Here is an 18,226-nt window from a genome sequence, read left to right as displayed (position 1 = left end):
CGTGGCTGAACATACCGTCAAGGCATTCGACGAAGACATCACCCGCCTGCGCGGCCTGGTGGCGGAAATGGGCGGCCTGGCCGAACTTTCCATTACCGAGGCGATGGACGCCCTGGTGGGCGGCAACGAAGACCTCGCCGCCAGCGTGATCGCGCGCGACAAGCGCATCGACCAGCTGGAGGGCGAAGTCGATCGCCTCGCCATCCGCGTCCTCGCGCTGCGCGCGCCGATGGCCGACGACTTGCGCGAAGTGATCGCCGCGCTGAAAATCGCCGGCGTGATCGAGCGCATCGGCGATTATGCCAAGAACATCGCCAAGCGCGTGGGCCACATCGAAGGGCGCAAGCGCTTCGAACCGCTCACCCTGCTGCCGATCATGAACGAACTGGCCAGCGACATGGTCCACGACGTGCTCACCGCCTATGCCGCGCGCGATGCCGTGGCCGCGGCCGAGATCGTGCGCCGCGATGCCAAGGTGGACGCGATCTATGACAGCGTGTTCCGCAACTTCGTATCGTACATGGTGGAAAACCCCGCCACGATCAGCAGCGTGGCGCAGCTCATGTTCGTGGCCCGCAATATCGAGCGGATCGGTGACCAGGCCACCAATATCGCCGAAATCGTGCACTATGCCGCCACCGGCACCTATCTGCCCGAACGGGAAGACGTGATTCCGCCCGCGTAATCCACCGGGGGGCAACATTCCCGCCGGTTTCGTCATGGCCGCGTAACATTTGTCGTGCTTTCGCAAGGTTACGGTCAAGGTTCACTACCGGAGGTTCTGCGTGTCTGCCCCCAAGCTGCTTCTCGTCGAAGACGATACCGCGCTGGCCGAACTGGTCGAATACCGCTTTCGCGGCGAAGGCTATGACGTGCGCAGCACCGACGATGGCGACGAAGCGCTGCTGCTCGCCGCCGAAGATACGCCCGATCTCGTCCTGCTCGACTGGATGATCGGTGGCACCAGCGGGATCGAGGTGTGCCGCCGCCTGCGCCGCAACAAGGCCACCGCGCATGTGCCGATCATCATGCTGACCGCGCGCAGCGATGAGGACGATCGCGTGCGCGGCCTGGAAACCGGGGCGGACGATTATGTCACCAAGCCGTTTTCTCCCCGCGAACTGATTGCCCGCGTTGGCGCCGTGCTGCGCCGCGTGCGCCCGGCGCTGGCCGGCGAAACCATTACCGTCGGGGACATGAGCCTCGATCCCACCGCCCACCGCGTGACGCGGCGCGGGCAGTCGATCAAGATCGGCCCCACCGAATTTCGCCTGCTCAAGCATTTCATGGAGCATCCCGGCCGCGTCTTCTCGCGCGGGCAACTGCTCGATGCCGTGTGGGGCAGCGGCAGCGACATAGAACTGCGCACCGTGGACGTCCACATCCGCCGCCTGCGCCAGGCGATCGCCGTCCCCGGCGCCGCCGACCCCGTGCGCACCGTGCGCTCGGCCGGCTACGCGCTGGAAGGCGTGTAAAGCAAAGATCCTCCCCCAACCGGGGGTGGTGGCAGCCCGCAGGGCTGGCGGAGGGGGCAGCGGCCTCCCCTCAAGCCAAGGCCGGTACCTGGTGTGCCAGGAATTGCAGGCACCGCCGCAAGCGCGGGGTGCGGCCTTGGCGCGGCTCGAACAGGGCGACGACGGGCAGCGCGGGCAATTCCACTTCGGGCAACACCACTTCAAGCGCGCCGCTTTCCAGGTCTTCGGCCACTTCCCACAGCGAATGCAGGGCTATCCCGGCTCCGTCCAGCGCCCATGCCCGCGCCACGTCGGCATCGTTGGTGGCCAGGCCCGCTGGCAGCGCCAGGCTTTCAGGCAGCCCTTCGCGCAACACGGCGCCCGCTTCGTCCAGCACCACCACGTGATCGTGCCGGGCCAGGTCTTCCACCACGCGCGGCCGCCCGCGCCGCTCCAGATAAGACGGCGCCGCGCACAACAAGCGCGGGTTGCTGCCCAGGCGGCGGCAGATCAGCGATGACAGCGGCGGCGTGGCAAAGCTGATCACCAGGTCGTGGCCGCTTTCCACCGGATTGCTCAGCGCGGGTACGCTGTCGAGATGCACGGTCACGTCCGGATGGGCCTTGGCAAAGCGCTGCAGCAGGTCGCCCAGGCGGCGGCGGCCGAACGCCAGCGTGGTTGCCACCTTCAATGTCCCGGCCGGCCCGAAGGCCCGCGTGCGCACCACCGTTTCAGCGCGCTCCATATCCGCCAGGACTTGCCCGGCCTGGCGATAGAACAACTGGCCTTCCTCGGTCAGCGAAAGGTGCCGGCTGTTGCGCCGGACGAGTGCCACACCCAGGCGCGCTTCCAGTTGCGCCAGACGGCGGCTGACCACCGGCAGCGACAAACCCAGGCGGACGGCCGCCTGCGACAGGCTGCCAGCCTCGGCAACGCGGACGAACGAGAGCAGTTCGGAAAATCGATCAGCCATTTCCCTACGATAGGAAGCGGGTGTTGCGTCGCAATATAAGGAAGGTTGCAGAACTGTTTGAAATCGTTGCCCACTCTTGAAATCGCCGAGCAACCCATTCAAAAGCATGATGTTTTCGGGAAATGAAAGCCACACTTGTCCTGCGCAGCCCTTCCCATGGGCCTGGCGCAACGCAAAATGATGGGCATGGCGGCGCGCCACGGTGGCGCGATCCACAACCATGGGAACCTGTCGATGGCCTTTGCATTCCCCTTTCGCAACACCACAGCGGATGTCGAACAACCGCTGCGCTGGAACGATATCGAAGCGCTGCCGGTGCATTGCGCACTGGTTGCCATGGCCGTGCTGGCCTGGCTGGCGTTCAACGAAGAAGGGCAGACACTGCAACTGGCGCTGGCCAAGTTGATCGGTATTATCGGCTGCATCGCGCTGCGGCGGGCCTGGCTGACCATGGATAACGGCAGCAGTTCGGCCGCACGCCTCTGACCAAGGGCTTATCCAGGCATGATCGTTGGCAAGACACCGCGTATCCGCATGACATTCGTGGCGGCGTGGAACACGCTGATCGCACTGTTCGTGTGGGACGTGGCGGTAACCGTCTTCTATTATTACACGCCGTTTCCCGCGCCGGCCCTGCCGCTTACCATTTTCGGCACGGGCCTGGCGCTGCTGCTCGGTTTCCGCGTCAACTCTGCCTATGCCCGTTGGTGGGAAGGCCGCATCGTGTGGGGCGCGATGACCAACGCCTCGCGCAGCTTGGCACGCGCGGTGGGCGCGGCCCTGCCCGATCATGCCGAAGGTCAGGCACTGCGCCACGAAGTGGTACGGCGGCATATCGCCTATGTGCATGTGCTGCGCCACCAGTTGCGCGGTGAAAGCCCGGCGGACAGCGCGCATCGCGTGCTGGGCGATGGCGAAATTCCCGAATTGGGGCGCCGCAATCCCGCCAACGGCCTGCTCGAAGGCAATGGCATGCGCCTGGCCGCCGCGCTCCGCAAAGGCTGGATCGACACGGTCCAGTTGAACCGGATCGAAGCGATCATGGTGGATATCGCCAACGCCCAAGGCGCGATGGAGCGCCTGCGCAACACGCCGCTTCCCGCCCAATACCGCAGCTTCCCTACCTTCTTTACCCGGCTGTTCTGCGTGCTGCTGCCGATCGGTCTGGTCGAGACGCTGGGGCCGGCAACGCCGCTGGGTTCGGCGCTGGCCGGGTTCATGTTCCTGGCCGCGCTGCAGATCGGCGACGATCTGGTCAACCCCTTCGCCAACACGATCCACGATGCCCCGCTGACCGCGATGTGCGCGACGATCGAATCCGATTGCAACGAAAGCATCGGCCTGCCGCCCGTGCCGGTGGTTCAGCCCGACGGCGGCATCTTGTGGTGATGGGGCCCGTCCGTCGGGCCTGCGGTCTGCGACATCCCCATCGGTGATGGCGAGGGCGAGCCGCCGCAAAGCCGCGATGGAGGGGCCTCAGTCGATCCCCAAAAGCCGCGACACATCAAGGTCTGCCGCCGTCACCCAGCCCTTGTAGAAATTCGCATAGAACAGCGCAAACAGCGCGGCCGAAACCAGCGTGGCGCGCAACAGCACCACGCGCGGCCGGAAATTGACCGGCGCGCTGGTGGCATGGCCGGCAGCCGGCGCCACGCCCACTTCATCAGGGGTGCGCAGGCCGAACGGCAGCACGGCAAAGGCCGAAAGCACCCAGAACAGGGCATAGATCGCCAACATCGACGTCCAACGCATCGTCTCTCTCCCTAGCCGCGCCGGCGCATGGGTTTCAGCGTTCGCGCAGCAGGACCTGCACCACCGGCTTCTTGCCGCACCAGCGCTGCGCGGTGCGTCTTACCGTAAGCCGCACGCACTCGGCAACGGCCACGCGATCGCGCTTGCGATCGCCTTTCAGCGCCTTGAGTGCCTTTGACACGTCCTCGCGGGCTTCCTCCAGGAAAGGCTCCATGTCCTCTTCCAGGGGCACGCCGATGCAGCCGATATCGACGCCCGACGCCTGCTTGCCTTCCGCGGTCACCGCCAGGGCAACGCTGACCAGGCCATTGTTGCCCAGCTTGCGCCGCGCAGCCATGGCTTCGCCATCGGCCGGGGCGATGATATCGCCGTCCAGCACCAGGCGACCATTGCGCTCGGTGCTCAGCTTGACCGGCCCGTTGGGCGCCAGGCGCACCAGATCGCCGTTCTTCTGCACGATCGTCTTGGGAATGCCCTCGGCCTTGCCCAGGCGGGCCTGCTCGGCCATGTGGCGGATCTCGCCATGCACGGGCACCAGGATGTGCGGGCGCAGCCATTCATACAGCGCCATGAGTTCCGGCCGGCCTGGATGGCCCGAAACGTGGATCATCGATTGCTTGTCGGTGACCAGGCGCACGCCCTTTTCCACCAGCGCGTTCTGCACGCGGCCGATGGCCAGTTCGTTGCCGGGGATCTGGCGGCTGGAAAAGACCACGGCATCGCCCGCTTCCAGCTTGATCGGGTGCTGGTCGCCCGCGATCCGCGCCAGCGCGGCGCGCGCTTCGCCCTGCCCGCCGGTCGCCAGGATCAGCACTTCGCCGCGCGGCAGGTCCATCGCCGCGTCCATGCTGATCGGATCGGGAAAATCGAGCAGATAGCCCGATGCCTGCGATACCTTGATGATCCGATCAAGCGAACGGCCCGCAACGCAGAGCTGCCGCCCTGTCGCCTCGGCCACTTCGGCCAGGGTCTGCAACCGCGCCACGTTGGAGGCAAAGGTCGTCACCACCACCCGGCGGCCCTTCAGTTCCGCAATGGTTTCCAGCAGGCCCGCACGCACCGCCCCTTCCGAGCCCGAAGGCTTGGGATTGAACACGTTGGTGGAATCGCACACCAGCGCCAGCACGCCCTCGTCGCCGATCGCGGTGAGTTCTTCCTCGGTCGCCGGGGTGCCCACGCGGGGCTCGTCATCCAGCTTCCAGTCGCCGGTGTGGAACACGCGGCCATAGGGCGTGTCGATCACCAGCGCATTGCCTTCGGCAATCGAGTGCGCCAGCGGCACATAGCGGATGTCGAACCCACCCAGCGAGAGGCTGCCCTCGTTCTCGATCACGTTCAGGTCGACGCTGTTCTCGATGCCCGCCTCGACCAGCTTTTCATGCACGAGCCGCGCGGTGAACGGCGTGGCATAAAGCGGCACGCCCAGTTCCTGCGCAAAATAGGGCACGGCACCGATATGGTCTTCGTGTGCGTGCGTGAGCACGATGCCGAGCAGGTCCTTCTTGCGTTCCTCGATGAATTCGAGGTCGGCAAACACCAGTTCCACGCCCGGATACCAGGGATCGGCAAAGGTCATGCCCAGGTCGACCATCAGCCATTTGCCGTCACACCCATAGAGGTTGACGTTCATCCCGATCTCGCCCGAACCACCAAGGGCGAGAAACAACAATTCCTTACCGGGCTTCACTCTTGTGTCCTGTTCTGGGCGGCCCCCTGGGCGCGCTCTGCAAGCAAGGCCATGCCGTCCAACGTCAGATCGGCGTCGACATGGTCAAAAATCCGCGTGTGGCGGTCAAACAGCACGGCCAGGCCGCCTGTGGCAATCACTTTGGCCGGATGGCCGATTTCGGCGCGCATGCGGGCGATCAGGCCTTCCATCATCGCCACATAGCCCCAGAACACGCCGATGTGCATCTGGTCTTCGGTGTTGCGCCCTATCACGCTTTCGCCCTGGCGCGGCACGGAAATGGCGATGCGCGGCAATTTGGCCGCCGCGCTCACCAGCGCATCGAGCGACAGGTTGATGCCCGGCGCGATGATCCCGCCCTTGTAGGTGCCCTCGGGGTCAACCCAATCGAACGTGGTTGCGGTGCCGAAATCGATGATGATCAGATGCTCGCCGGGATGGCGTGCATGCGCGGCGATGACGTTGAGCGCACGGTCCGCACCCAGCGAGCGCGGTTCGTCCACATCGGCAACGAAGCCCCATTCGGCCGCGCCCTGCCCCGCCACCAGCGGTTCCAGGCCAAAATACTTGTCGGCCAGAACTTCCAGATTGTGCAGCGCGCGCGGCACCACCGTGGAAATCACGATCTGGCGCACGGCGTCGCGGGCAAAACCCTGGATCTGCATCAGTTGCAGCAGCCACACGGCATATTCATCGGCCGTGCGGCGCGGATCGGTCGCCACGCGCCAGCGCGCACGGATCGTCCGTTCCTCGAACAGGGCAAAGACGACATTGGTATTGCCGACATCGACCGCCAGCAGCATCACGCTTCTCCTCGGGCCGCGGAAGACCCCGGCTCACCCACCAGATCGACATCGCCGGCGTGAATGGCAAGAAGCCGGCCGTCCGCCAGGCGCAATTGCGCTACGCCATCGGCATCGATCCCGGCAAAACCACCCATGATCGGGCCATGATCCTTGTCATTGACGGAAACCAGCGTGCCACGTGGCACGGCACGCTCTTCCCAGGCGCGGCGCAGCGCAGGCCATTGCCCGGCGTGCCAGGCTTCCAGGCGCGCGGCCCAGTGCGTCGCCAATTGGGCGGCAAAGGCATCGCGATCGGTGCCATGCCCCAGGGCAGCAAGCGAGACGGTCTCCCGCCCGGACACTGGCGGCGCCACCGCCAGGTTCACGCCAATACCCACCACCACCGTGTTGCCCACTCGTTCCAGCAGGATGCCGGCCAGCTTGGCCTGGCGCACCAGCAGGTCGTTGGGCCATTTGAGGTAGAGATCGGGCCGCCCCGGCGCACAGGCGGCCACGGCATCCCACAGCGCGAGCCCCGCGACCAGCGCCAGTGTCTGCGGCGCGGCTTCATGGGGCGCGAGTTGGACGGCGGTGGAGCCCATGAAATTGCCGAAGCCATCGCTCCAGGCCCGCCCGGCGCGGCCGCGCCCGGCGCTCTGGCGATCGGCGATCAGCCAGTGCCCTTCCAAAAGGCAATCCCCCCCACCAGCGCGCGCCACAAGGGCCGCGTTGGTGGAGGGGATCTCGTCTACGAATTCGAACAAGGGTGGTTCAGGCCACGTGGAACAGCGCAGCCGCCGCGTTGCCGGCCAGCACATGCAGCCAGTTGGTCAGCAGATAGCCCAGCGGCGAGATGAACAGCGTGGCGATCACCAGCAGCACGGTGTGCGCCACGTCGCTCTTGCCCGTCACCTTGTCGGTCGCGTCGTCGAAATAGAGCACCTTCACCACCTTGAGGTAGTAGAACGCGCCGATCACCGAAGCGGCGATACCGATGGCGGCGAGCGCCAGCAGGTTGGCCTGCACCGCGGCCTGGAACACCACGAACTTGCCCCAGAACCCGAACAGCGGCGGAATACCCGCCAGGCTGAACATCACCGCGGCCAGCGCGGCGGCCAGGCCAGGGCGCGTCTTCGACAGGCCGGCAAGGTCGGAAATCGCCTCGACCGGCTCGCCATCGGCGTCCTTGAGCATCAGCACGGCGACAAAGCCAGCCACCGACATCGCCACGTAGATCGCCAGGTAGATCAGCATCGCGGCCGCGCCCGGCTGGTTGGCGCAAGCCAGGCCGATGAGCATGAAGCCGACGTTGTTGATCGACGAATAGGCCATCAGGCGCTTGATGTTGTTCTGCCCGATCGCGCCCAGTGCCCCGATCACGATCGAGAGCAGCGCGGCGAAGATCACGATCTGCTGCCAGGCGTGTGCCTGCGTGCCGAAGGCTTCCAGGCTCACGCGCATCAGCAGCGACAGCGCGGCAACCTTGGGCGCCGTGGCGAAGAACGTCGTCACCGGGGTGGGCGCGCCTTCATAGACGTCGGGCGTCCACATGTGGAACGGCGCGGCGCTGATCTTGAAGGCCAGGCCGGCGAGCACGAACACCACGCCAAAGGTGGCGCCGGTGGTCAGCCCGTGGCTGAGCGCCAGGCGGATGCCTTCAAAGCTCGTCGTGCCGGTGAAGCCATAGGTCAGGCTGACACCGTAGAGCAGGATGCCCGAAGCGAGCGAGCCCAGCACGAAGTACTTGAGGCCCGATTCCGCCGAACGCTCGTCGCTGCGCAGCATCGAGGCGAGCACGTAGGAGGCAAGGCTGTTGAGTTCGAGACCGATGTAGAGCGCGAGCAGGTCACCAGCCGAAACCATGATCCCCATGCCGAGCGCCGCGAACAGCACCAGCAGCGGGAATTCGGCCCGCATGGCGCGCACGCGATCGAAGAACGCAGGCGCGACAATCAGCGTCACGCCGGCACCGGCATAGATCAGCAGCTTGGCAAAGGCGGCAAAGGCGTCGGCACGGTACTGCCCGGAAAAGGCGGTCACGTCGGGGCCCATGGCCGAGCCGCACAGGGCGGGCGCGGCAATCAGCGCGCAGACTGTCAGCACGGCAACCGACAGGATGGAGATCAGGCGCGACGCCTTGTCTCCGCCCCAGGCGGCAACCAGCAGCAGCACCAGGCCGGAAATGCTGAGCACTTCCTCGGCCAGGGTGATCTGGAGAGAGCGAAGCAGTTCCATCAGTGCGCCTCCCCGTGCGCGGCTTCTTCAGGGGCCGGCTTGCCTGCCCCCAGTTTCAGTTGCGCGTCGCCCTTCGGCTTGGCCGGGGCCAGGCGGTGTTCGAGCGTGGCGATATCCTTGCGCATCGGCGCCAGGAAGCTTTCGGGATAGACGCCCATCCACAGCACCACGGCCGCGAGCGGCACCATCATCGCCCATTCGCGCTTGTCGAGATCGAGCATCGCGGCGGCATCGGCGTTCTTCTGGTCACCAAAGATGACGCGGCGATAGAGGTAGAGCATGTAGGCCGCGCCCAGGATGATCCCGGTGGTGCAGACCAGCGCCACCCAGCTGCTTTCGGCATAGACGCCCATCAGCGAGAGGAATTCACCCACGAACCCGCTGGTGCCCGGCAGGCCGATCGAGGCCATGGTGAACAGCAGCATGAACAGCGCATAGTAGGGCATGTTGATGGCAAGGCCGCCATAGCGCGTGATCTCACGCGTGTGTAGGCGATCGTAGATCACGCCCACGCCGAGGAACAGCGCGCCGGCCACCAAGCCGTGGCTGAGCATGATCAGCATCGAGCCTTCGAGGCCCTGCGTGTTGAAGGCGAAGAGGCCGATCGTCACGATCGCCATGTGCGCGACCGAGGAATAGGCGATCAGCTTTTTGATGTCATGCTGGACCAGCGCGATCAGTGACGTGATCACCACAGCGGCCATCGACAGGCCCCACACCAGCGGCGCGAACTGCGCCGAGGCTTCGGGGAACATCGGCAGCGAGAAGCGGATGAAGCCGTAACCACCCATCTTGAGCAGCACGCCCGCCAGGATCACCGAGCCGGCGGTGGGCGCCTGCACGTGCGCGTCGGGCAGCCAGGTGTGCACCGGCCACATCGGCATCTTCACCGCAAAGCTGGCGAAGAAGGCAAGCCACAGCCAGGTCTGCGCGTGGACCGGGAAGTTGTAGGCCATCAGCGTCGGGATGTCGCTGGTGCCGGCCACGTTGACCATCCAGAACATCGCGATCAGCATCAGCACCGAGCCGAGCAGCGTGTAGAGGAAGAACTTGTAGCTCGCGTAGATGCGATCCGCCCCGCCCCAGATGCCGATGATCAGGTACATCGGGATCAGGCCGGCTTCGAACATGATGTAGAACAGGAACAAGTCCTGCGCCGTGAACACGCCGATCATCAGCGTTTCCATCAGCAGGAAGGCGGCATAATATTCGCCGGCACGCTTCTCGATCGAGTTCCAGCTCGCGCCGATGCAGATCGGCATGAGGAACACGGTCAGCGCGATCAGCAGCAGGGCGATGCCGTCGATGCCCAGCTTCCATTCGAAGCCCGAGAACAGCGCGGCGCGTTCCTGGAACTGCCACTGCGCGCCGCCGACATCGTAGTGCGCCCAAAGCACCACGCCCAGCGCGAAGTCGATCAGGGTTGCCACCAAGGCGATCAGGCGGGCCTGTTCGCGATTGGCCTTGAGGACCAGGCCGGCGCCGACCAGCGGCACCAGCATCAGGAGCGAAAGGATCGGAAAGCCGGTCATTGTGCGATCACCCAGCTGATCGCGCCGACGAGACCGACGAGCATGACCAGCGCATAGCTGTAGAGATATCCGGACTGGAGCTTGACCGCCCCGCGGCTGCCCTGCGCCACCAGCCAGGCAGCGCCGTTCGGGCCAAAGCGATCGATGATCCCGATATCACCCACCTTCCAGAACACGCGACCGAGCCACAGCGCGGGGCGCACGAAGATGAAGTGATAGAGCTCGTCGAAGTACCACTTGTTGAGCAGGAAGCGGTAGAGGAAGCCGAACTGCTCGACAAAGGCCGCCGGGAATGCCGGGTTCACGACATAGGCATAAGTCGCGATCAGGAAACCGGTGGCCATCACGCCGAACGGCGCCCACTTCACCCAGGTCGGCACATGGTGCGCGGCGTGGATCAGGTGCTCGCTATAGACCAGCGCGCCCTTCCAGAATTCGCCCGTCCCTTCGCTGACGAAGGCATGGTTGAACACGAAACCGGCCAGCACCGCGCCCACCGACAGCACGATCAACGGCACCAGCATGACCAGCGGGCTTTCGTGCGGGTGGTAGCCCGCCGTGCCGTCGCTGTGCGCGTCGTGATGGTGATGATCGTGGCCATGATCGTGCGCGTGGTCGTCATGCCCGTGCGCATCGTGAACGGCGTGCTGGATATGCTCCGACTGCTCCCAGCGCGGCTTGCCGAAGAAGGTCAGGTAGACCAGGCGCCACGAATAGAAGCTGGTGAGCAGCGCGGCGAACACGCCCATGAAGAAGGCGAAGTGCCCCAGTTCCGTGCCCTTGGCCCAGGCGCTCTCCAGGATCGCGTCCTTGGAATAGAACCCGGCAAAGCCGAACACGTCGACCAGGCCAACCCCGGTGATCGCCAGCGTACCGGCCATCATCGCCAAGAAGGTGAAGGGGATCTTCTTCCGCAGGCCGCCGTAATAGCGCATGTCCTGCTCGTGATGCATCGCGTGGATCACCGAACCGGCGCCCAGGAACAGCAGCGCCTTGAAGAAGGCGTGGGTGAACAAGTGGAACATCGCCGCGCCATAGGCACCAACGCCGGCGGCGAAGAACATGTAGCCCAGCTGCGAGCAGGTCGAATAGGCGATCACGCGCTTGATGTCGGTCTGCGTCGTGCCGACGGTGGCGGCGAAGAAACAGGTCATCGCGCCGATGAAGGTTACGAAACCGGTGGCCGTGGGGCTCAGTTCGAACAGCGGCGACAGGCGGCAGACCATGAACACGCCGGCGGTCACCATCGTGGCCGCGTGGATCAGCGCCGACACCGGGGTCGGGCCTTCCATCGCGTCAGGCAACCAGGTGTGCAGGCCAAGCTGCGCCGACTTGCCCATCGCACCGATGAACAGCAAGATGCAGATCACCGTGGCGGTATCAAAGCGATAGCCCAGGAAACCGATGGTCGAACCCGAAAGAACGGCTGGCGCGTCGTGCAGGATCTGCGGGATCGACACGGTGTGGAACACCAGGAACGTCGCGAAGATACCCAGCATGAAGCCAAGGTCGCCCACGCGATTGACCACGAAGGCCTTCATCGCGGCAGCGTTGGCGCTCGGCTTGCGGAACCAGAAACCGATCAGCAGATACGAGGCCAGGCCCACGCCTTCCCAGCCGAAGAACATCTGCACCAGGTTGTCCGCCGTCACCAGCATGAGCATGGCGAAGGTGAACAGCGAGAGATAGGCGAAGAAGCGCGGCTGATCCGGTTCCTCGCTCATGTACCCCCACGAATAGAGGTGCACGAGGAATGACACGCTGGTGATCACCACCAGCATCACGGCCGTGAGCGTATCGACGCGCAGCGCCCAGAGGAAATCGAGATCGCCCGATTTCACCCAGTTGAGCACCGGCGTGACGCTGGCTTCGGCGTGACCGCCCAGGAACGAGAGGAAGATCGGCCACGACAGCGCGCAGGACACGGCCAGCGCGCCGGTGGTGATCACCTTGGCCGGGACCATGCCCAGCTTCTTGTTGCCAAGGCCGGCAACGATCGCTGCCAGAAGCGGCAGAAAGACGATGACGTTGATGGACGACATGGGTTCAGCCCTTCATCCGGTTGACGTCGTCAACGGCAATCGTGCCGCGGCCACGGAAGTAGATGACAAGAATGGCGAGCCCGATCGCCGCTTCGCCCGCCGCCACGGTCAGCACGAACATCGCGAAGATCTGGCCGACCAGATCGTGAAGGAAGACGCTGAAGGCGACCAGGTTGAGGTTCACCGACAGCAGGATCAGTTCGATCGCCATCAGCAGGATGATGACGTTCTTGCGATTGAGGAAAATCCCCAGCACGCCGAGCACGAACAGGATCGCGCTGACGATGACATAGTGTTCGATGCCGATCATCAGAGCGTGACCCCCTTCCCGACTTCCGGCTGAAGATTGATAGTCGCCTCTTCCGGACGGCGCGCGTTCTGGCGCGACACGTTCTGGCCGCGCACGTCGCCACGCTGGCGATGGGTCAGCACGATGGCGCCGATCATCGCCACCAGCAGGATGATGCCGGCGGTTTCGAACAGGAAGAGATAGCGCGAATAGAGCAGCGCCCCGATGGCCGCCGTGTTCGACAGGCCCGCGATCGGTGCGGTCGCCGCGTTCGCAGTGCCCAGCGCCAGGCCCCCGGCCTTGTAGGCGCCCACGCCCATGACCAGTTCAGCCAGGAGCACGAAGGCCAGCGCAAGACCCAGCGGGAAGTTCTTGATGAACCCGGCCCGCAGTTGCGAGAAGTCGATGTCGAGCATCATGACGACGAACAGGAACAGCACCGCGACGGCGCCGACATAGACGATCACCAGCAGCATGGCGATAAACTCGGCGCCGATGAGGATCATCAGGCCGGCCGCGTTGAAGAACGCCAGGATCAGCCACAGCACCGAATGGACCGGGTTGCGCGCGAGAATGGTTACCGCGCCCGAAAAGATCGTCAGCGTGGCAAAGAGATAAAAGGCAATTGCCTGGATCATGACGCGCGCCCCTTACCGGTACGGTGCATCGGCTTCAAGGTTCGCGGCAATCGCCCGCTCCCACTTGTCCCCGTTCGCCAGAAGCTTGGCCTTGTCGTAGAGCAGCTCTTCGCGCGTTTCGGTCGCGTATTCGAAGTTCGGCCCTTCGACGATGGCATCGACCGGGCAGGCTTCCTGGCAAAAGCCGCAGAAGATGCACTTGGTCATGTCGATATCGTATCGGGTGGTCCGGCGGCTGCCGTCCTCACGCGGTTGCGCCTCGATCGTGATCGCCTGCGCCGGGCACACGGCCTCGCACAGCTTGCACGCGATGCAGCGCTCTTCACCGTTGGGATAACGGCGCAGGGCGTGTTCACCACGGAAACGCGGCGAGAGCGGGTTCTTCTCGAACGGGTAGTTCACAGTCGCCTTGGGCCTGAAGAAATACTTCAGGGTCAGCCAGTGCGCTTTCACGAACTCCCAGAGGGTGAAGCTCTTGACGAGCTGTCCGACAGTCATGCGAAGTGTCCGGTAGCCATGAGGTAGCCGCTGACGAGGAACACGAACAGCAGCGAGACGGGCAGGAAGATTTTCCAGCCAAGGCGCATCAGTTGGTCATAACGGTAACGGGGCACCGTTGCCTTGACCCAGCTGAACACGAAGAAGCCGAAAGCGATCTTGAGGATGAGCCAGATCCAGCCAGGGATCCAATAGAGGATCGCCAGTTCCACCGGCGGCAGGTAGCCACCCCAGAACAGCGTGGCGTTGAGCGCGCACATCAAGAGCACGTTGCCGTATTCGCCCAGCCAGAACAGCGCGAAAGCCATCGACGAATATTCGGTCTGATAGCCGGCGACGAGTTCGCTTTCCGCTTCGGTCAGGTCGAACGGTGCGCGCTGGGTTTCTGCCATGCTGGAGATGAGGAACATCACCCACATCGGGAACAGCAGCGGGCTGCACCAGAAGCCGTTGATGAAGCCAAGGCCGAAGCCGTGCTGCGCCTTGACGATATCGTTGAGGTTGAACGAACCGGCCCACAGCACCACACAGATCAGGATGAAGCCGATCGAGACTTCATAGCTGATCATCTGGGCCGAGGCGCGCATCGCCGAGAAGAACGGGTACTTCGAATTCGAAGACCAGCCCGCGATGACGATGCCGTAAACCCCCAGCGACGAGATCGCGAGGATGTAGAGCAGGCCAACGTTGATATCGGCCAGGATCGCGCCCGAATTGAACGGGATCACCGCCCAGGCCAGCAGCGCCACGGTGAAGGTGATGATCGGGGCGATCAGGAACAGGCCCTTGTTCGCCGCTGAAGGAATAATGGTTTCCTGGAGGAAGACCTTGAGACCATCGGCAAACGACTGGAGAATGCCGAACGGGCCAACCACGTTGGGGCCACGGCGCAGCGCCATCGATGCCCAGACCTTGCGGTCGACATAGATCACCATCGCCACGGCGAGCATCACCGGCAGCGCGATCAGCAGAATGCCGCAGATCGTGGAGATGGCCCAGGCCGCCCCGAAAGGCAGGCCAAGACCTTGAAAGAACGCAGTCATTCCGCGGCCTCCGCCTGAAGTTCACCGTGGAGCAGTTCGCTCGAACACCGCTGCAGCGTCGGGCTGGCCCGGCCGATGGCGTTGTTGAGGTAAGGGTCCTTGATCGGATAGCCGATCGTGCCCGAACAGGCCGCCGAAGCGGGAGCCGCCGGCAGCGCGCCGTAATCGGCCAGCCCTTCGACGCCCAGCGCCGGAACCTGCGCGATCATCGCGGCGCGCAGCTGTTCAAAGCTGTCGAAGCCCACGTTGACACCAAAGGCATCGGCCAGCGCACGCAGGATCGTCCAGTCTTCGCGCGCTTCGCCCGGCGCGAACACGGCGCGTTCGGCAAACTGCACGCGGCCTTCGGTGTTGACGTAAGTGCCGTCCTTTTCGCTGAACGCGGCGGCGGGCAGGATCACGTCGGCGGCATGGGCCGCCTTGTCACCGTGGTGGCCGATGTGCACGATCATGCTGTCGGCAAACTTGGTCCAGTCGACTTCGTCGGCCCCGAGCGAGATCACCATCTTGGGCTTGGCCGCCACCAGATCGGCAAGACCGCCCGCCTGGGCATAGCCCAGCATCAGGCCACCCATGCGCGAAGCCGCCATGTGCAGCACGTTGAAGCCGTTCCAGCCATCGCGCACAAGGTTGAAGCGCTCGGCAAAACCGAGGCCCGCTTCCAGCGCGCCCTTGGCCAGCGCGCCGCCGCCGATGATGATCGCCGGCTTGGCCGCCGCGCCGAAGGCGTCGGTGACGTCGCTCGGCAGGTCGAACAGCAGGCCGGCGTCTTCGCCCAGGAACGTGGCGGGATAGGTCGTATCCCACACCGGCCCGATCACGAAGACCTTGGCGCCGCGCTTGACCGCCTTGCGCAGGCGGGCGTTGAGCAGCGGGGCTTCGTCGCGGATCTGGCTGCCCACGATCAGGATCGCGTCGGCTTCCTCGATGCCGCCCAGCGTCGAATTGAACGCCACGGCCGCCAGGTTCGATGCGGTATAAACGAGGCCCGTCTGCCGCCCTTCGAGCAGCGTGGAACCGAGCGCACCGGCCAGTTCCTTGGCCGCGAACATGGTTTCGCAATCGACCAGGTCACCGGCAACCACCGCCACCGACGAGCCCGGATTGATCGAGGCAACGGCGGCAAAGGCTTCGGCCCAGGTCGCGGCCACCAGCTTGCCGTCGCGGCGCAGCCACGGACGGTCGAGGCGGCGGCGGGTCAGCCCGTCGACCAGGAAACGGCCACGGTCGGCCAGCCATTCCTCGTTCACGTCATCGTTGACGCGCGGCAGGATGCGCAGCACTTCGCGGCCACGGCTGTCGAGCCGGATGTTGGCGCCGATCGCGTCCGAAACGTCGATCGACAGCGTCTTCTTCAGCTCCCATGGGCGCGCTTCGAAGGCATAGGGCTTGCTGGTCAGCGCGCCGACCGGGCACAGGTCGATCACGTTGGCCGAAAGCTCGTGCTTGGCGGCCTTTTCCAGGTAGGTGCTGATCTGCATCGTTTCGCCGCGATAGAGCGCGCCGATTTCGTCCACGCCGGCGATCTCTTCCGAGAAGCGCACGCAACGGGTGCAGTGGATGCAGCGCGTCATCGTCGTCTTGATGAGCGGACCCATGTACTTCTCGGTCACGGCACGCTTGTGCTCGTGATAGCGTGAGCCGCCGCGGCCATAGGCCACCGACTGGTCCTGCAGGTCACACTCGCCGCCCTGGTCGCAGATCGGGCAATCGAGCGGGTGGTTGATGAGGAGGAACTCCATCACCCCTTCGCGCGCCTTCTTGACCATTTCGCTGTCGGTGCGGATTTCCTGGCCCTCGGCCGCCGGAAGCGCACACGAAGCCTGCGGCTTGGGCGGTCCGGGCTTCACTTCGACCAGGCACATGCGGCAGTTGCCGGCAATGCTCAGCCGCTCGTGATAGCAGAAGCGGGGGATTTCCTTGCCGGCGAGTTCGCAGGCCTGGAGCACGGTGGCCCCGGCCGGAACTTCGAGTTCGACGCCGTCTACTTTGACCTTGGGCATTATTCTGCTGCCTCCCGGACATCGCCCGCACGATCGGCGATGCGACGTTCGATTTCGGGGCGGAAGTGGCGGATCAGGCCCTGGATCGGCCAGGCGGCCGCGTCACCCAGGGCGCAGATGGTGTGGCCTTCGACCTGCTTGGTCACGTTGAAGAGCATGTCGATCTCCTCCACGTCGGCATCGCCGGTGCGCAGGCGTTCCATCACGCGCCACATCCAGCCGGTGCCTTCGCGGCAGGGCGTGCACTGGCCGCAGCTTTCGTGCTTGTAGAAGTACGAAAGGCGGCTGATCGCGCGCACGATGTCGGTGGACTTGTCCATGACGATGACCGCCGCGGTGCCCAAGCCAGAGCCGAGCGCACGCAACCCGTCGAAGTCCATCGGCGCGTCCATGATCTCGGCCGCCGGCACCAGCGGAACCGACGAACCACCGGGGATCACGGCCAGGAGGTTGTCCCAGCCGCCGCGAATACCGCCGCAGTGCTTCTCGATCAGTTCGCGGAACGGGATCGACATCTCTTCCTCGACCACGCAGGGCTTGTCCACATGCCCGCTGATCTGGAACAGCTTGGTGCCCTTGTTGTTTTCCCGGCCGAAGCTGGAAAACCATGCCGCGCCACGGCGCAGGATCGTGGGGGCAACCGCGATCGATTCCACGTTGTTGACCGTGGTGGGGCAGCCATAGAGGCCCGCGCCGGCCGGGAACGGCGGCTTGAGGCGGGGCTGGCCCTTCTTGCCTTCGAGCGATTCGATCATCGCGGTTTCTTCGCCGCAGATGTAGGCGCCCGCCCCGCGATGGACGAAGACGTCGAAGTCATAGCCCGAACCGGCCGCGTTCTTGCCCAGCAGGCCCGCGTCATAGGCTTCGGCCACGGCGGCAAACAGCGTTTCGGCTTCGCGGATATATTCGCCGCGAATGTAGATGTAGGCTGCGCGCGCGCCCATCGCAAAGCCGGCCACCAGCGCGCCTTCGATCAGCTTGTGCGGATCGTGGCGGATGATTTCGCGGTCCTTGCACGAACCGGGTTCGGATTCGTCGGCGTTGATCACCAGGAAGCTGGGACGGCCATCCTTGGATTCCTTGGGCATGAACGACCACTTCATGCCGGTGGGGAAGCCCGCACCGCCACGGCCACGCAGGCCGGAGTCCTTCATTTCCTGGATGATCGCGTCACGGCCGCGCGCGATCAGGTCCTTGGTGTTGTCCCAATCACCGCGCGCCTGGGCGGCGGCCAGGTTCCACGGCTGATAGCCGTAGAGATTGGTGAAGATGCGATCCTTGTCGGCAAGGGCCAT

18 protein-coding genes are annotated in these 18,226 nt (G+C 64.7%); 4 read left to right on the top strand and 14 right to left on the bottom strand.

The window, feature by feature from the left end:
- Position 1 precedes the first annotated feature (1 nt).
- Positions 2-685: a phosphate signaling complex protein PhoU gene (phoU, locus tag FHW94_RS04535; RefSeq protein ID WP_168554541.1), complete on the top strand. Its 684-nt coding sequence runs from the start codon at positions 2-4 to the stop codon at positions 683-685.
- Between the two features lie 100 nt (positions 686-785).
- Positions 786-1,475, top strand: coding sequence for a phosphate regulon transcriptional regulator PhoB (gene phoB / locus FHW94_RS04530; RefSeq protein ID WP_168554540.1), 690 nt, complete (start codon positions 786-788; stop codon positions 1,473-1,475).
- A 70-nt stretch (positions 1,476-1,545) separates the two neighbouring features.
- Here phoB and FHW94_RS04525 read toward each other — a convergent pair whose 3' ends face one another.
- On the bottom strand, positions 1,546-2,427 hold the full coding sequence (locus FHW94_RS04525; protein WP_168554539.1) for a LysR family transcriptional regulator: 882 nt from the start codon (positions 2,425-2,427) through the stop codon (positions 1,546-1,548).
- A gap of 186 nt (positions 2,428-2,613) precedes the next feature.
- Here FHW94_RS04525 and FHW94_RS04520 point away from each other — a divergent pair, with 186 nt between their 5' ends.
- Both FHW94_RS04520 and FHW94_RS04515 read left to right on the top strand, forming a co-directional pair.
- Positions 2,614-2,913 (top strand): hypothetical protein, encoded by a 300-nt coding sequence (locus FHW94_RS04520; protein WP_168554538.1) that lies wholly within the window; start codon positions 2,614-2,616, stop codon positions 2,911-2,913.
- A gap of 18 nt (positions 2,914-2,931) precedes the next feature.
- On the top strand, positions 2,932-3,816 hold the full coding sequence (locus FHW94_RS04515) for a bestrophin family ion channel (protein ID WP_168554537.1): 885 nt from the start codon (positions 2,932-2,934) through the stop codon (positions 3,814-3,816).
- A gap of 87 nt (positions 3,817-3,903) precedes the next feature.
- Here FHW94_RS04515 and FHW94_RS04510 read toward each other — a convergent pair whose 3' ends face one another.
- From FHW94_RS04510 to nuoF, 13 genes are read right to left on the bottom strand one after another with little or no spacing between them, the layout of a single operon-like run.
- The gene (locus FHW94_RS04510) at positions 3,904-4,179 is read right to left on the bottom strand and encodes a DUF1467 family protein (protein WP_168554536.1); all 276 of its coding nucleotides are present in this window, start codon (positions 4,177-4,179) and stop codon (positions 3,904-3,906) included.
- A 34-nt stretch (positions 4,180-4,213) separates the two neighbouring features.
- The gene (locus FHW94_RS04505; RefSeq protein WP_168554535.1) at positions 4,214-5,866 is read right to left on the bottom strand and encodes a ribonuclease J; all 1,653 of its coding nucleotides are present in this window, start codon (positions 5,864-5,866) and stop codon (positions 4,214-4,216) included.
- Entirely contained in the window at positions 5,863-6,669 is an 807-nt protein-coding gene (locus FHW94_RS04500) for a type III pantothenate kinase (protein WP_168554534.1), read from the bottom strand. Before FHW94_RS04500 ends, FHW94_RS04505 begins: the two co-directional genes overlap by 4 nt.
- Complete coding sequence (locus tag FHW94_RS04495; protein ID WP_246865877.1) at positions 6,669-7,415, bottom strand: biotin--[acetyl-CoA-carboxylase] ligase; 747 nt, start codon at positions 7,413-7,415, stop codon at positions 6,669-6,671. Before FHW94_RS04495 ends, FHW94_RS04500 begins: the two co-directional genes overlap by 1 nt.
- Positions 7,416-7,422: 7 nt before the next feature.
- The gene (nuoN, locus tag FHW94_RS04490) at positions 7,423-8,886 is read right to left on the bottom strand and encodes an NADH-quinone oxidoreductase subunit NuoN (protein ID WP_168554532.1); all 1,464 of its coding nucleotides are present in this window, start codon (positions 8,884-8,886) and stop codon (positions 7,423-7,425) included.
- Complete coding sequence (locus FHW94_RS04485; protein ID WP_168554531.1) at positions 8,886-10,418, bottom strand: NADH-quinone oxidoreductase subunit M; 1,533 nt, start codon at positions 10,416-10,418, stop codon at positions 8,886-8,888. The genes nuoN and FHW94_RS04485 overlap by 1 nt, the downstream gene beginning before the upstream one ends.
- Entirely contained in the window at positions 10,415-12,460 is a 2,046-nt protein-coding gene (gene nuoL, locus FHW94_RS04480; RefSeq protein ID WP_168554530.1) for an NADH-quinone oxidoreductase subunit L, read from the bottom strand. Before nuoL ends, FHW94_RS04485 begins: the two co-directional genes overlap by 4 nt.
- 4 nt (positions 12,461-12,464) lie before the next feature.
- The gene (gene nuoK / locus FHW94_RS04475) at positions 12,465-12,770 is read right to left on the bottom strand and encodes an NADH-quinone oxidoreductase subunit NuoK (protein WP_110761368.1); all 306 of its coding nucleotides are present in this window, start codon (positions 12,768-12,770) and stop codon (positions 12,465-12,467) included.
- Positions 12,770-13,387, bottom strand: coding sequence for an NADH-quinone oxidoreductase subunit J (locus tag FHW94_RS04470; RefSeq protein ID WP_168554529.1), 618 nt, complete (start codon positions 13,385-13,387; stop codon positions 12,770-12,772). Before FHW94_RS04470 ends, nuoK begins: the two co-directional genes overlap by 1 nt.
- A gap of 12 nt (positions 13,388-13,399) precedes the next feature.
- Positions 13,400-13,885: an NADH-quinone oxidoreductase subunit NuoI gene (gene nuoI, locus FHW94_RS04465; protein WP_168554528.1), complete on the bottom strand. Its 486-nt coding sequence runs from the start codon at positions 13,883-13,885 to the stop codon at positions 13,400-13,402.
- Positions 13,882-14,928 (bottom strand): NADH-quinone oxidoreductase subunit NuoH, encoded by a 1,047-nt coding sequence (gene nuoH, locus FHW94_RS04460; protein ID WP_168554527.1) that lies wholly within the window; start codon positions 14,926-14,928, stop codon positions 13,882-13,884. Before nuoH ends, nuoI begins: the two co-directional genes overlap by 4 nt.
- Entirely contained in the window at positions 14,925-16,931 is a 2,007-nt protein-coding gene (gene nuoG, locus FHW94_RS04455; protein WP_168554526.1) for an NADH-quinone oxidoreductase subunit NuoG, read from the bottom strand. Before nuoG ends, nuoH begins: the two co-directional genes overlap by 4 nt.
- A complete protein-coding gene (gene nuoF, locus FHW94_RS04450) occupies positions 16,931-18,226 on the bottom strand; it encodes an NADH-quinone oxidoreductase subunit NuoF (protein WP_168554525.1) in 1,296 nt (431 codons plus the stop codon). Before nuoF ends, nuoG begins: the two co-directional genes overlap by 1 nt.

Source organism: Novosphingobium sp. SG720 (genome assembly GCF_012275365.1).
Lineage (GTDB): Bacteria > Pseudomonadota > Alphaproteobacteria > Sphingomonadales > Sphingomonadaceae > Novosphingobium > Novosphingobium rhizosphaerae.
Note: the sequence above shows the minus strand (reverse complement) of the source record. Positions and strands in the feature narration are given on the sequence as shown.

What these genes read in the sequence shown, in the direction of transcription:
- FHW94_RS04500 (WP_168554534.1), bottom strand. Translation starts at nt 6,669, where the DNA reads ATGCTGCTGGCGGTCGATGTCGGCAATACCAATGTCGTCTTTGCCCTG.
- nuoK (WP_110761368.1), bottom strand. Translation starts at nt 12,770, where the DNA reads ATGATCGGCATCGAACACTATGTCATCGTCAGCGCGATCCTGTTCGTG.
- FHW94_RS04525 (WP_168554539.1), bottom strand. Translation starts at nt 2,427, where the DNA reads ATGGCTGATCGATTTTCCGAACTGCTCTCGTTCGTCCGCGTTGCCGAG.
- nuoL (WP_168554530.1), bottom strand. Translation starts at nt 12,460, where the DNA reads ATGTCGTCCATCAACGTCATCGTCTTTCTGCCGCTTCTGGCAGCGATC.
- nuoH (WP_168554527.1), bottom strand. Translation starts at nt 14,928, where the DNA reads ATGACTGCGTTCTTTCAAGGTCTTGGCCTGCCTTTCGGGGCGGCCTGG.
- FHW94_RS04485 (WP_168554531.1), bottom strand. Translation starts at nt 10,418, where the DNA reads ATGACCGGCTTTCCGATCCTTTCGCTCCTGATGCTGGTGCCGCTGGTC.
- nuoF (WP_168554525.1), bottom strand. Translation starts at nt 18,226, where the DNA reads ATGGCCCTTGCCGACAAGGATCGCATCTTCACCAATCTCTACGGCTAT.
- FHW94_RS04510 (WP_168554536.1), bottom strand. Translation starts at nt 4,179, where the DNA reads ATGCGTTGGACGTCGATGTTGGCGATCTATGCCCTGTTCTGGGTGCTT.
- nuoI (WP_168554528.1), bottom strand. Translation starts at nt 13,885, where the DNA reads ATGACTGTCGGACAGCTCGTCAAGAGCTTCACCCTCTGGGAGTTCGTG.
- FHW94_RS04470 (WP_168554529.1), bottom strand. Translation starts at nt 13,387, where the DNA reads ATGATCCAGGCAATTGCCTTTTATCTCTTTGCCACGCTGACGATCTTT.
- FHW94_RS04515 (WP_168554537.1), top strand. Translation starts at nt 2,932, where the DNA reads ATGATCGTTGGCAAGACACCGCGTATCCGCATGACATTCGTGGCGGCG.
- nuoG (WP_168554526.1), bottom strand. Translation starts at nt 16,931, where the DNA reads ATGCCCAAGGTCAAAGTAGACGGCGTCGAACTCGAAGTTCCGGCCGGG.
- FHW94_RS04520 (WP_168554538.1), top strand. Translation starts at nt 2,614, where the DNA reads ATGGCGGCGCGCCACGGTGGCGCGATCCACAACCATGGGAACCTGTCG.
- nuoN (WP_168554532.1), bottom strand. Translation starts at nt 8,886, where the DNA reads ATGGAACTGCTTCGCTCTCTCCAGATCACCCTGGCCGAGGAAGTGCTC.